The organism is Pseudomonas sp. GM102 (assembly GCF_000282555.1).
In the GTDB taxonomy this organism is placed as follows: Bacteria; Pseudomonadota; Gammaproteobacteria; order Pseudomonadales; family Pseudomonadaceae; genus Aquipseudomonas.
Genome location: NZ_AKJB01000003.1, coordinates 17,941 through 30,825, shown reverse-complemented (window position 1 = coordinate 30,825; position 12,885 = coordinate 17,941). Strand labels below are relative to the sequence as shown.

The window sequence follows — 12,885 nt, the reverse complement described above, 5'->3', positions numbered from 1 at the left end:
TGTACAACGAACGATCAAGACCGCTGGGCGTTCGATGCGAGCAATTCCTTCAATATCGCCGCCGGGTCGGCTCGTCGTTGCTGACGATATTCACCGACATGGCGAACGAATAACGTTGCGCGCGTTACCAGGCTTTTGCCCAGTACCGGCTTGCGCTCCAACTCTTCCTTGATGCGTTGAAACTGCGCCTGGATCACGGCATCGGTGTAGCGCGTGCCGGTCGCCAGGTTGTCGATGTAGATCGCCACCGCGCCGTCCAGCGCGCTGCGGCCATTGTCGATGGCCGTGGCGAACAGCTTGGCGCTGGCCTCGTCCTTGGCGTCCACGGCCTGCTGGCGACTCTTCTGCAAATTGGTCAGGCGGATGTTGTAGTTGTTGACGGTCTCGGCCACCAGGGCCGCCGACTGGATCAGGTTGCCGGCCGCTTCCTCGCGCTGCTGGGCGATGAGCGAGACGTTGCGCTTGAGCTCTTCGTTGACCAGCCCCAACTCGGCTTGCAGGCGCGGGTCGACGCTGGCAGCAATGATGCTGTCCAGGCGTTTGGTCGGGTCCTGGGCGTCGTCAATGGCATCGGTCAGCGAAGCCAGCCGACCTTCTTTCTGCCATTGGGCAAACAGTTCCTTGTAGCGCGAACGTGGCGCCGACAACGCGCCAATCGCCACCCGGAACCCGGTGGTTTCGTTGCTTTGCTCGGTGCCGTCGGCGGCGAACAACGGGTACTCGCGACGCATCCCGGTGAACAAGGTGCCCTCGCCTTCCAGGTAGTTGCCGCCCTTGACCACGAAGCCGCCGTAGGTGCCTTGGCGGCGTCCGGCGTGCACGAGCTGGAAGGATTCCTGGACCATCTCGGCGGCGTTGCCGATCACGTCGAACAGGCCGATGGGGTTTGGCAGTTTGGTGCCGATCGGCATCAATCGCGCTGCCTGACCAGTGCCACCGGCGACTTGGTTGAACACCGCCCAATCGGCCAGTGGCCCGTCGCTTTCGCTGCCCTCAAGACGTCGGGGGAACAGGCGCCCTTCCAAATCCTGACGGCTGATGGCCTGCCCGCCACGGGCGGCAAATTCCCACTCGACTTCGGTCGGCAAGCGCACAAAACCCAGCCCACCATCTTCAGCCGAGGTGCCGCGACCGCTCACCGGTAGCAGGTCCTTGTGGTATTTCATCAGCCAGGCGCTGTACACCGCCGAGAAGCGTTCGGCCTCGAAGCGCGACAACTTCACCTTGGGCAAACGCCCGGCCATGCCTTGCGGCGTCTCCGCTTGCAGGGCCTCACAGGTGGGCGCCGGCTCGCCGCTGGCCAGCGATTGCGCCTGGGCCATGACCTGGGCGTATTGGCGGGCGGTGACTTCGTATTTGCCGATGAAATAGAGCATCGGTTTGAGCGGGGTCTTGGCGTCCGTCTTGGGCATCAACGGCGTGATGGTCTTGCCCCAATCCTTGGGCAGATCCTTGAGGGTGAACTGGCCGTTGATAAAGTCCCGGCGGTAACCGGAAATGAACGACTGTTGATAACCGGCCTCGCCCTCGCTGAAGGGATAGCCGAGGCTGATCTCGCGGTCGTCCAGAGTGCCTTGCGCCAGGATGTAGACGTAACGGAACACCATCTGCCCTTCGCACGGCAGCGGCAGGCTGACGTCGTCGGCCAGCGGCTTTGGGTTGTCCAGTTTGTCGGTGCTTTCATCGGCACCCACCAGACTAGCCATGCCCATGCTGGCCAGGCTCAGCGCCACGGCGGCGCCCAGTAACTTATACATCTCGGATTCCTTCAAACGCCTGGATACGCGCCACTCGCCAGCCACCACAGGCCGCCGCCACGACGCTGACGCCGAGCACGGCTACCAAGGCCCACGCGTAGTGATGCACCAGCAGATGACTGGCGTATTCGCCCGGCGCCTGCGCAAATAAATGGTTCAGGCCCGATTGCGCCAAGCCATACAGCCCGGCGCTCAACAGGGCCGCGAGGCCGGCGCTGTACAGCGCCTGCAACACAACAAACAGCAACAGCGCCGCCGTGGAAAACCCCAGCAGGCGCAACACCGACAACGCTCGACGCTTGCGCTCGACCGCCGCCAGCGCACCGGCAAAAATCGCCGCGAATGCTCCCGCCAAAGCCAATCCGGCGATGATCCAGAATACGATCGACAGGTTGCGGCTCAGCGATTGCACCTGGGCGATGGCTTGGGCCTGGGTCGAGACCAGCAGATTCTGTGCAGCGAAGTACTGACGCAGCGGCTCGACATCCGTGAGACGACGGGCGTACAGACGAAACGCCGGGTACACCCGTTGCTCCGTCACGCCCACCGCATCACCTGGCCAACCGAGCGCTGGCACGGCGCGGCCGTCCCGGTAATCTTCAGCCGCTTCCAGCAAGGCCAACGGTGCGAACAATCCGTCCCGGGCGAAGGCTTCCAGCGGCAGTACGCGCAGTACCTGGACGCGAGGGCGCTGCGCCTCGCCACGACCGGCTACTTGCCGACCAACACTGGCCTGCAGCCAATCACCGGCCTTGGCCCCGAGTTTTTCGGCGGCGGTCTGGCTGAGCAGCACCTGATCCAGCCCTTGGGGTTCCGGTAGACTGCCGAGCAGCAAGGGATCGTTGGCGGCGGTGGGGATCATTTCGACGGTCACCGTCGCAGCGCCAGCGGTCAGGTCCGCCGTCGCGGCAATCTGCCGGGTACGCGGCAAGGCGAAAGCCACGTCGCTGCGCTGGCTCAACTGTTCGATAAACGCGGCACTGAACCGGCCGCCGCCCAAGGGAATGATTTCCCGGGTGGCCGGGTCGTTTTCCAGGCGCTCGGTCAAACTGCTGACCAGGCCGAATTTCAAGCCGAACAGCACCAGCAGCGGTGCGACCACCGCCACCAGCGCCAGCACCGAACAGGCCGACAGCCACGCGTCGTTGCGGTAATCCTGCCAGGCCAGGGAAGCCACCAGCGCGCTGCGCATCAGCAGGTCTCCCCGAGGGTGGCGGTGACACCGCCATCAACGTCGCGATGACAACTGATGCGCCGCACCTGCAAACCGCTGGCGCGGGCCAGTGATTCATCGTGGGTGGCGACGACGCAGCACACGCCATGTTCACGGGCCTGGGTCACCAGTAACTGCATCACCCGTTCGGCGTTCAGCGGATCGAGGGCGGCAGTCGGTTCATCGGCCAGCAGCAAACGCGGCCCATGGGCCAAGGCACGGGCGCAACTCACCCGTTGCCGTTGACCGACGGACAAGTCACCCGGCTTCTTGCCCAGTTGATCGACGATATCCAACGCCCCGGCCAGGCGATCCACGCTGCCGTCGTCTTTCAAACCGAGCAGTTTGCGCGACAGGTCGATGTTCCCGCGCACGTCCAGAAAATCCAGCAGGCCACCGGTTTGCAGCACGTAGCCCAAGTGCCGGCGGCGCAGGTCCGCCAAGGCACTTTGCGCTTCTGTGCGCCACAGCCCGGTAATGTCCGTGCGGGTTTGGCCGGGCGCAAAATCAAATTGCGCGGCCTGATCCGGAGCCAGCACCAGCGCCAGCAAATCCAGCAAGGTGCTTTTGCCGCAGCCACTGGGACCGACCACCGCCAATTGCTCACCGGCACGCAGTTGCAGCCGTGGAATCACCAGGCTGTAGCGTTGGCTGCCGCCCCCCCGGTGTTTGTGCACGGCGTTCATGTTCAGCATCACGGCAGCGTCGACAACGGAACGCGGTACAAGGCATCACCCGGTTCGGCATCGCCGAAACGCACCCAGTTGGCCAAGTCGTTGTGGAAGGTTTCGTAGAGGCGGATTTTCGAGTCCAGTTCGTCGATAAAGTCCTCCTGCTCGGCCACGCTCAAGGAAAGCCACAAATCCTGGGTCATGTTCAACGACTTGCTGCGGTAGGGCAGCCCTTCCAGGTACTCACCCAGAACCCCGCCATCGGCCAGGTTGCCACCCTTGCGCAAGGCCGAGGGATCGCGGCTCATGTAGGCACTGGCGCTGGCGATTTCCTGAAAGAAATTCTTCGGCGAGGTCTGGGTCTTGCGGGCGGCATCGACAATCAGTTTCAGCGATTGCTGCAAGTCATTGAGCTGCAACTTGGTCAGCATCACGCACACCTGGAACGATGGCAGTGCCGGGTTGGTCAGGTCGCGGTCGGCGGTCCAGGCGCTGACCAGTTGCGGCGCCTGGCTGGCGGCTTTACGCCCCAGGAAGTCCATGTGCATCGCATAGCCGACGGCCGCCGATTTGTCGCTCAGGCTCGGCGCGGCGCTCAGTAGCGGTACGGTTTGCGGCTTGTCGCTACGCACCTGATGCACCAGGTCGGCAAATACCGAACCGATCTCGTCCACCCGCTCACCGAACTTGCGTACATCGGCGCCCGGCACCGGAATGTACAGGTCGCCGATCTGCGGGTTGGCGTCGGCGGTCAGGGTACGGTATTGGCTTTGCGCACCGCTGTGGGTTTTCTTGCCGGCATCGCTGAGCAGGTGCAAGGCGTAGATCTTGATCTGCTTGCCCAGCGCAGCCTGGCGCACTTCGGCTTCGTTCATTTGCGTGGCGGCATACGGGTCGTTCTTGCGCAAGGCACCGGCATCAGTGACCAACAGAATCAGGCGCCCGCCATAGCCGGACCAGTCCATGCCCTCGACCGCTTCCATCACACCGGCAAACGCATCTTCGTTGAACGAATGGCTCGAGACCGTGGACGCCTTGACCTGCCGCGCCAGGTCCATGAAGCGCTGTGGGTCGCGGCCCTGGTCCAGGGTGATCAAGGTTTTGGCGACGTATTCCAGGCCCGGGGTTTTCTGGGTGCTGCTGCGAAACCCCACCAGGCCGAAGCTGACACTGTCCTGCTCGCCCCGCTCGGCGATGCGGGTTTGCAGTTGGTGTACGACGTCGCGGACCTGATCGATGTAGGGCTGCATGGACACGGTGGTGTCAACGACCAACACCACGGCGGTGCGGAACGCGTCGGCATTGGCGGTGGTGATTGGTGTGTTGTTGGTTGCGGCCTTTGGAGCATTGCCGGGGTCGATGGACGCCACGTTCAACAACTGCACCGGCTGGCCGTTCTCATCGAAGCTCTCGCGAGAATCGAAGATCGGCAACAGGTAAAACTGGTTCTGCGGAACTGCGCTGGCGGCCGGTTCCAGAGCCAGCACCTGTTGGTTGTCTTCGTGATTCTGCTGGGCCTTGAGCAGCAGGTTTTTTGCCGCCGACGGATCGGCCAGCAGCCTCTCCACTTCGCCGGGCTGACGCAGGAACATCACCGGCGCACGGCCGGAGCGTTCGGTGAACTTGAGTACCAGGCTTTGCTTCCAGTCGCTGACTTGCGCGGCCGGCAACCAGCCGTCACTGCGCCCGTCGGTGGCGGCGCCGACACGCAGCCACGGGCTGCCATCGACCTCTTTGCGCTGATAGACGTAAAGCACCGAGAATGCCGGCAAGGCCTTGTCAGGGGTGGCCCCCGGGTCGCTGGCGAGTTTCGCCCCCGGCTTGCTGAGTACCCGCTGGAACAAGGTTTTTTTGCCGGCCATCAGCAGCGGCCGCTGACCGCCATCGACCTCCGGTGCCACGGGGGGGGTTACGGGTGGCGCCACGGTCGGCGGCGGGCTGGCCGGCGGTACTGAAACCACCGGCACCTTGGCGTCGGCTTCGACGTCACCGGACAGCCACCAATAACCCGCGCCACCCAAGACCAGCGCCACGGCCACCGCGACGGCGGCGAGTGCGAACACCGGCCCCTTTCGCTGCTCCGAGACCGTGGACGACGGCGTCGGCTTCACAGTCGGCGCAACAGGATTGGATCGAGGTTGTGGCTGCGCGGGGCCGGTCGGTATATCGATGGACACCGGCGTCAGTCCCGCCAGGTCATTGCTCACCGCAATCGGCACTACCGGAATTGGCAATGGCCGGATCGTGGTCGCTTCAACCGATTCCCGAGGCAGATTATCCAGCGCCAGCAACAGCGCCGCTGCATTCGGGAAACGGTCGGCCGGATCCTTGGCCAACAGCTTGCGCAGTACTTCTTGATAGCGACCGTGGTGCATTGGCAGCTCCGGCAACGGTTCGGTCAAATGCGCCAGGGCCGTTGAGAGTGCGTCATTGCCGGTATACGGCAGTTTGCCAACGAGGATTTCGTAGAGCACCACGCCCAGGGCATAAAGATCGGCTCGGCCATCGATATCCTGGCCGCGCGCCTGTTCCGGGCTCATGTAGCTGGGAGTACCGACAGCGAAACCGGCCTGGGTGAACTGGGTGCGGTCATCCATGGACTTGGCGATGCCAAAATCGGAGAGCACCGCCGTGCCATCGGCACGGAACAGAATGTTCGCCGGTTTGACGTCGCGATGAACCAGCCCCAGCCCATGGGCATAGCCCAGGGCCGAAGCGATATGACGGATGTAGATCAGGCCCTGTTCCGGCGTCAGGCCCGCGGCGATGCGCTCCTTGAGCGTGCCGTTGGGCAGGAATTCCATGGCCATGTAATACAGTTCACCGACATGGCCGATGTCATGGATGGTGACCGTATGCGGGTGAGACAGGCGCGCCAGGGTTTTACCTTCGCGCAGGAAGCGCTCGCAGAAACTCGGGTCGGCCGCCAGCGCGGCGGCCATGACCTTCAGCGCCACCTTGCGCTCCAGCGAGCGCTGGGTCGCCAGGTAAACGCTGGCCATGGCGCCTTCGCCGATCTCGCCGTCGATGTCATAGCCGGGGATCAGAATATTCAGCGTGGAATTCATGACGGCACCTTCACGACGATGACGGTGATGTTGTCCGGAGCACCACGCATCAAGCCCAGGGACACCAGGCTGCTGACGATTTCACCGGGTTCGTCGTGGCTCAGCACCTCGCTGATTTCATGGTCCTCGACGGTCTTGGTCAGCCCATCGCTGCACAGCAGGTAACTATCGCCAGGCATCAACAGCAGCTCGACCATCGCCAGCTCCAACTGCGCCCCTACCCCAACAGCGCGGGTGACAATATTGGACCGTGGATGCACCCGGGCTTCAGCTTCGCTGAGCAGGCCGCTGTCCTGCAGATCCTGAACGTAACTGTGGTCCCGCGAGATGCCTTCGAGCAGGCCGTTACGCAGGCGATACAAACGGCTGTCACCCGCCCACAGGCACACTCCGCGCAAGTCACGCGCCACCAACGCCACCACGGTGCTGCCCATCATGGTCACGCCGCGGTTGGCGGTTTCTTCACGCACGGCGGCATTGACCCGCAGCAGGTCGGTTTTCAGCGCCGCGACGTATTCATCCAGCGAACGGCCTACGGCAACGTTGCGCAGGCTATCGACGATCAGACTGCTGACGTAGTCGCCCGCCGCGTGCCCGCCCATGCCATCGGCGACCACCCACAGGCCGTTTTCCGGCCGGTCCAGGCAAGCATCTTCGTTAACCTGACGGACCATGCCGACATGGCTCTTGCTTGCAGACTTGAACGTCTTTCCAACGCGTGGACACATCTACACAACACCTTCTTGGCCGAGCAAAAATTGCGCAAAATCAGCGGCGGCCGGCAGGCCCTGGCACCGCAATAAAGCAGGGGCGATACGCTCCGAACCCTGGCCCCACCACAGGCTTGCGCCTTCGCAGGCCAGTTCGGCAAGCGCGGTCATTCGCGCCTTCGGGTCGGTGGCATCAAAGCGATGCAAGCCAGCAAAACGGCTGCTTGGCGCGCGTGGCAGGTACGCTGGGCTGCCCAGCGTCTCCAGCCCTGCACCGAAGGCTTCGAAGCTCGCCTCCACGCTCAACGTGCTCAACAGCAATTGCTCAACTTGCTCAAACCAGACATCCGAGCCGCCCACCACCGACGCCGGATCAGCGTCGTGATCCAGCAGCACCGCGACCGTCAGCGGAAAATACCGGCCAACCCGATCGATGCTCGGCATCACCACCCCAACGGCGGCCTGCGGTCCACATACACCAGGCCCGAGCATGAAGCGCCACAGCGGACTGACCAGATAGGCATCCAGCCAACGGTCCCCGAGGCTTTGGCTGGCGAGCAGGCCCGCCGCCAGCCACGAATCCCAGGGGCCGATAAAACTCTGCGGCAAGCCACGGCTGACAAAGTCCCCGCGACTGGCCAGCTTTCCATAGAAACCCGGCGTGCTCATAAACGCTCCGGCAGGCTGAAACCGCTGAGCACACGGCTCTTGAACGGGTTGAAGGCGCTGTTGGCCCGTAGCTCATAAGAGACGCTGGCGCCGTCGACCCGCAGCCGCAGGTTGAAGCGATCCGGCGAGTTGCCGGCGGTCAGGTCCGATTGCTCCAGCAGGCGGAACCAGGCCCAAGGCCCGTCCAGGGTGATCCCGGAACGACCGCTGGACGAAGGCGGCATGATCGAGATCCGCACCACGCCGATGCTGCCGGGGTTGGGCCATTGCATGGAGGTGGGGCGACTCGGGCCGTGGTCGTAGCTCAATTGCTGGCCGTCGAGGTCGAGCAAAAACTGGGTGATGGTGGCGTCCATCGCCACTGGCTTGAGTTCGAAGCGCACCATCGGCTGGGTGCCACCGGAACGGAAAAATGCATCCCGGATAGTCGCCGCCCGTTGGAACGTTTGCAGCACGCCCGGGGCGATGCCGAGCTTCTGTGCGGCACCCGGCTGCCAACGCCAGGCCTGGGTCGAGGTATCCACGTACGGCTGCAGGTATTTGCGGAAATAGTTGTCCATCACCCCGCCCACACCGAAGAACTGGCCGAAGTCGTCCAGGGTCGCATCCCGCGCACTGCCCGGCGACATTGGGTAACGCCCGGCCAGCGACTGGCGATAGATGTTCACCACTTCGCTGGTCCAGGCCGCGTTCAGTTGATTGCGTACCCCGCCCATCATGCTGTTGGTGGTGGAGTTGACCACCGATTTGACCAGGCCCTGCACCAGCGGCGGCTGACGTTCGGCGTTGAGGCTGACCCGTGTCGCGGCCGCTGCAGCCTGGTTCTTGGCTTCGCCGAGCAAGGCGTCGCCGCTGGCGCCGACCATGGCACTGACCTGCACATACAGGGCGTTCATGTCGGCCAGCAGGCCGTCGATGGCCGCCGGCTCGCCTTCGTTTTTGCTGACGATGCTGTTGAGTTCGGCAAAATGCGCGGTGATTGGATCTTCACTGGCATCCGCTGTGTTTTGCGTCGCCTGCTCCTGGCCGAGCAAGGTGCCCAAGCGCTCCTTGAGCTTGTCGACCCCGCCCTCCACCGGCACGCCCTTGGCGGCCAGCAGGCGTTCTTCCTGTTGCAGGTCGGTTTCCTTCGCCACTGCTACCAGCAGTTTTTTCAACGGCGAGGTCGGGCCGGAAATCACCCGCAACACATCGGCGGCCTGGGCCACGCTGGTGATCGGCACGAAGTCGATATCAGCCAGCAAGGCGTCCCACTGGCGCTGATAATCCTGGAAGTACAGGCGGCGCACGTCGGCGGCCAGGCTGACGACGTTCTGTTGTTCTGCCTGGTCGCGACCGAGCACCCACTGCTCCTCGGCCAGAGTGCCGGTCTGGCTCAGGCTGGTCAGCAAAAACCCTTGGCGGTAACCCTTGGCCGTGAAGAAGCCGCTCAAGGGTTCGCCCAGCGGCTTGCCACTCTTGCGGCTGAACACCAGCGCGGCATCGCGTCCGGCCGCTTCGTTGATACGAAAGTCCGGGATGCCGTCCGGCAGTTTCTGCCGCTTGACCCGGTCATAGACACGCTGGGCCACCGGCAGTTGTTGCAACTGCCGGCGCAAGTCGTCGATCAGGCGCGGGTCCAGACGTGCAGTGGGCGGATGGCGCTCGAACAGTGCCTGCAAGTGCTCCTCCAGGGCCAGACGCTGCTCGGCCGGCAAGTCGCGCGGCAGGCTGCGATCCCAATCCAGGGCGATCCACGCCTTGATGAAGTCGGCATCGTAATGCTCGCTGTCGGCGAGCATCAGGTAGGCCTTCAAGCCTTCGTAAAGGAAGTCCGAATTGCCGCCGCCGTGCAGTTGCTCTTCGATGCGCGTGAGCAAGCGTGGCGCGAAGACCGCGATCAACAACTTGCGATAGACGCTGCCAGACTCGGCTTCAAGCATGTCGCCCTGATACAGGCCCAGGCCTTCGGCCCAGTTCGGCGAATCGTCGGCCAGGTGCTTCACCGCGTTGAGCAAAGGCAACACCGCAAGCACGTCCCGTTGTGCCGGGCTGAGGTTCTGCACGGCCTGGCCCAGGGGCGCGACTTTCTGATCGACTTGCGCGATATACGCCTGGTTGGCGCGGTAACTGACCCACCACAAGGTCCCGACCACCAGCACCAGGGCCACGGTCGAGGCTAGAACGCCCCGGGCGATCCACTTGCGCCGACGTTCGACTTTCGGGTTGACCCCCACCAGTCCACGCTCGGCAAAGGCCACGGCGCTGAAGAGTTTTTCGATGAAGTAACTGCGCCCGGTGCCGTTCTGGCGTGCCAGGTGCTGGCGGTCCAGGTTCATGCTCTGGGCCATTGAGCCGATCAGCCGGTCAATCGGGCTGCCTTCCTGGGTGCCGCTGGTGAAATACACCCCGCGCAACAGCACCCGCTCTTCAAAGGCGTTGGGTTTGAATACGCCCTCAAGGAAGCTTTGCAGGCAATCCTTCAACGCGCCGAACTGTTGCGGGAAACCGTAGATCAGATCGCGCCGCGCCGGGTCGCGCTCCTGTTGCAAACGCTCCACCAAACGATCGTTGAGGCGCTGTTCCAGGCCGGTGAATTCGCTTTGCAGATGAGCCAGTGGGCTGTCATTGTTTTTACCGTCGTCCAGGGCAAAGGTCATACCCCAGACCTGCGCTCGTTCTTCCTTGCTCAGGGTATCGAAATACTCCATGAACCCTGGCACCAGATCGAGCTTGGTCAGCATCAGATAGATCGGAAAGCGCACGCCCAGTTGCGTGTACAGCTCCTGGATACGCAAGCGGATCGCGGCGGCATGGGCAGCGCGCTCGGCGTCGCTGCCCAGCAGCAGGTCGGAGAGGCTGATGGCGATAAACGCGCCATCGATCGGACGCCGGGCCCGCTGTTTTTTCAACAGGCCGAGAAAACCCAGCCACGCGGCTTTATCGACTGTCGCGTCGCTGTCCTGGGTGGTGTAGCGCCCTGCGGTGTCGAGCAGCACGGCCTGATCGGTGAACCACCAATCGCAATTGCGCGTGCCACCAACGCCACGGACTGCCCCGGCGCCCAACTGCGCCGCCAACGGAAAATGCAGCCCGGAATTGACCAACGCGGTGGTCTTGCCCGACCCCGGCGGGCCGATGATCACGTACCACGGGAGCTCGTACAGGTTACGGCGCTCGTCACCGCCCAGCTTGGCTTTCTTCAACAGCGCCAAGGCTTCGTCCATGCGCTGGCGCAGGGTTTCGAGCTCCTCAGAGGTGGCGATGCTGGTCGGGTCTGGCGGGGTTTGCGCCGCCAGGCTGCGCATGACTTCAGCGGCCTGACGGCGCGCCTGGATGATGCGAAACACCCGGTAGGCGATCCACACCGCGAACACCAGAATGATCAGCGCCCAACGCCGGCCTTCGGGCACCAGGAATTCAAGCAGCGGCCCGACAAACCAGATGATCAGGCTCAGGGCGATCAGCCCCAGCAACGGAATGACCCAGCGGATGATAAAACTGAAAAACGCCTTCACTCGACCCCCTCCGCCAACACTGTGATTTCGACCCGACGATTGCGTGCGCGGCCCTCTGTTGTAGCGTTCGAGGCCAACGGTTCGGTGTCGCTACGGCCTTCGGCGCTGAAGCGTTCGGGCTGACCGGTCTTGGCCGAAAGGATTTGCAGCACCGAATTGGCCCGCGCCTCGGACAAGGCCCAATTCGATGGAAACCGCAAGGTGGCAATCGGGCGATTGTCACTGTGGCCGGTCACCCGGACCTGGCCCTTGACCTTGCGAACGGCATCGGCGATGCGCAGCATCAGCGGCTGGAAATTGTCGACGATGCTGGCGCTGCCCGAGGCGAACAGCTCATCGCCACGGATGGTCACCACTGAACGGTCAACGGCATCTTCCACAGCGACCCGACCGGCCTTGATTTCATCGGCCAGAAAGCCTGCCAGGCGGGGACGCTCGATCAGTTTCGGTTGCACCACCGGACGGTCGATGGCCTGCACCGGGATCTCGCCCAGCGCATGGATATTTTTAAACACCGGCTCGGCATCGGCGGCCAGTTTCAAGCGCAGGCCGAACAGCAGTGCCAGCAGCAACGCCACGCCGATGGCCACGGCGATCCACGGCGGCATGAATTGCGCCAGCCGGTCGCGGGCCACGGTGACGCCGCGCCAATGGGGCGACAGTTCACGCTCATAATCGCCACGGGCGCTGCGGATGACCGCACTGGTGCGTTCACGCAAGGCTTCCAGTTGGCTGCGACCGTCGTTCATGACCCGATAACGCCCTTCGAAACCCAGGCACATGCACAGGTACAACAGCTCCAGCAGATACAAACGTTCGCGGGGGCTTTGCAGGCAATGTTCCAACAGCTGGAACACCTTCTCGCCGCCCCAGGCTTCGTTGTGCACGGTGATCAGCAGGCTCTGTTTGCCCCAGTCGCTGGCACCACCCCACGGTGTACTCAACACCGCTTCATCCAGGGCGGTGCACAAGGCGTAACGGGCCAGCAACACATCGTTGCGCAGCACGCCGGCAGCCTCGGCGCGCTCCTCGAACTGGCGCAGATAGGCCAGCAATTGCGCGCGCAGGCTCGCCGGCGCCGGGTGGGCAATGGTGTTGCGCAAACGGGTCAGCAAAGCCAGCAACGGGCCAGCGGCGCTCTCCAGGGGGTTGAGACCTTCGGCCTTGCCGATCAAAAGCGGCGCGGCCGGCATCGAAAGTGGCGCGGCCTGGGCGCGACCAGCCTCCGGGCGGACCGGGTCGGCGCCACGGCCACCGGGTGTCGGCATGAATTGGGTACGATCGTCGTTGCTCATTGCGG

Annotated in this window: 8 protein-coding genes; all 8 read right to left on the bottom strand. The window is 63.6% G+C overall.

The window, feature by feature from the left end:
* Positions 1-14 precede the first annotated feature (14 nt).
* The 8 genes from PMI18_RS28270 to PMI18_RS28305 are packed head-to-tail and all read right to left on the bottom strand — an operon-like array spanning position 15 to position 12,880.
* Positions 15-1,712: a formylglycine-generating enzyme family protein gene (locus PMI18_RS28270; RefSeq protein ID WP_238542571.1), complete on the bottom strand. Its 1,698-nt coding sequence runs from the start codon at positions 1,710-1,712 to the stop codon at positions 15-17.
* A gap of 37 nt (positions 1,713-1,749) precedes the next feature.
* On the bottom strand, positions 1,750-2,949 hold the full coding sequence (locus PMI18_RS28275) for an ABC transporter permease (RefSeq protein WP_007894520.1): 1,200 nt from the start codon (positions 2,947-2,949) through the stop codon (positions 1,750-1,752).
* A complete protein-coding gene (locus PMI18_RS28280; RefSeq protein WP_007894518.1) occupies positions 2,949-3,665 on the bottom strand; it encodes an ABC transporter ATP-binding protein in 717 nt (238 codons plus the stop codon). The genes PMI18_RS28275 and PMI18_RS28280 overlap by 1 nt, the downstream gene beginning before the upstream one ends.
* Positions 3,665-6,709 carry a serine/threonine-protein kinase gene (locus PMI18_RS28285; RefSeq protein WP_007894516.1) on the bottom strand — a complete coding sequence of 1,015 codons (3,045 nt, stop codon included), beginning with the start codon at positions 6,707-6,709 and terminating at the stop codon, positions 3,665-3,667. Before PMI18_RS28285 ends, PMI18_RS28280 begins: the two co-directional genes overlap by 1 nt.
* The gene (locus PMI18_RS28290; protein WP_033035613.1) at positions 6,706-7,437 is read right to left on the bottom strand and encodes a PP2C family protein-serine/threonine phosphatase; all 732 of its coding nucleotides are present in this window, start codon (positions 7,435-7,437) and stop codon (positions 6,706-6,708) included. Before PMI18_RS28290 ends, PMI18_RS28285 begins: the two co-directional genes overlap by 4 nt.
* Positions 7,438-8,088 (bottom strand): type VI secretion system-associated protein TagF, encoded by a 651-nt coding sequence (tagF, locus tag PMI18_RS28295; protein WP_007894512.1) that lies wholly within the window; start codon positions 8,086-8,088, stop codon positions 7,438-7,440. It lies immediately after the preceding gene.
* Positions 8,085-11,585, bottom strand: coding sequence for a type VI secretion system membrane subunit TssM (gene tssM / locus PMI18_RS28300; RefSeq protein WP_007894509.1), 3,501 nt, complete (start codon positions 11,583-11,585; stop codon positions 8,085-8,087). Before tssM ends, tagF begins: the two co-directional genes overlap by 4 nt.
* Positions 11,582-12,880, bottom strand: coding sequence for a DotU family type VI secretion system protein (locus tag PMI18_RS28305; RefSeq protein WP_007894508.1), 1,299 nt, complete (start codon positions 12,878-12,880; stop codon positions 11,582-11,584). The genes tssM and PMI18_RS28305 overlap by 4 nt, the downstream gene beginning before the upstream one ends.
* Positions 12,881-12,885: the final 5 nt, after the last annotated feature.

Excerpts from the sequence above, each read along its gene's own strand:
- PMI18_RS28270 (WP_238542571.1), bottom strand. The coding sequence starts at position 1,712 with ATGGGCATGGCTAGTCTGGTGGGTGCCGATGAAAGCACCGACAAACTG.
- PMI18_RS28290 (WP_033035613.1), bottom strand. The coding sequence starts at position 7,437 with ATGTGTCCACGCGTTGGAAAGACGTTCAAGTCTGCAAGCAAGAGCCAT.
- tagF (WP_007894512.1), bottom strand. The coding sequence starts at position 8,088 with ATGAGCACGCCGGGTTTCTATGGAAAGCTGGCCAGTCGCGGGGACTTT.
- PMI18_RS28305 (WP_007894508.1), bottom strand. The coding sequence starts at position 12,880 with ATGAGCAACGACGATCGTACCCAATTCATGCCGACACCCGGTGGCCGT.
- PMI18_RS28285 (WP_007894516.1), bottom strand. The coding sequence starts at position 6,709 with ATGAATTCCACGCTGAATATTCTGATCCCCGGCTATGACATCGACGGC.
- PMI18_RS28275 (WP_007894520.1), bottom strand. The coding sequence starts at position 2,949 with ATGCGCAGCGCGCTGGTGGCTTCCCTGGCCTGGCAGGATTACCGCAAC.
- PMI18_RS28280 (WP_007894518.1), bottom strand. The coding sequence starts at position 3,665 with ATGCTGAACATGAACGCCGTGCACAAACACCGGGGGGGCGGCAGCCAA.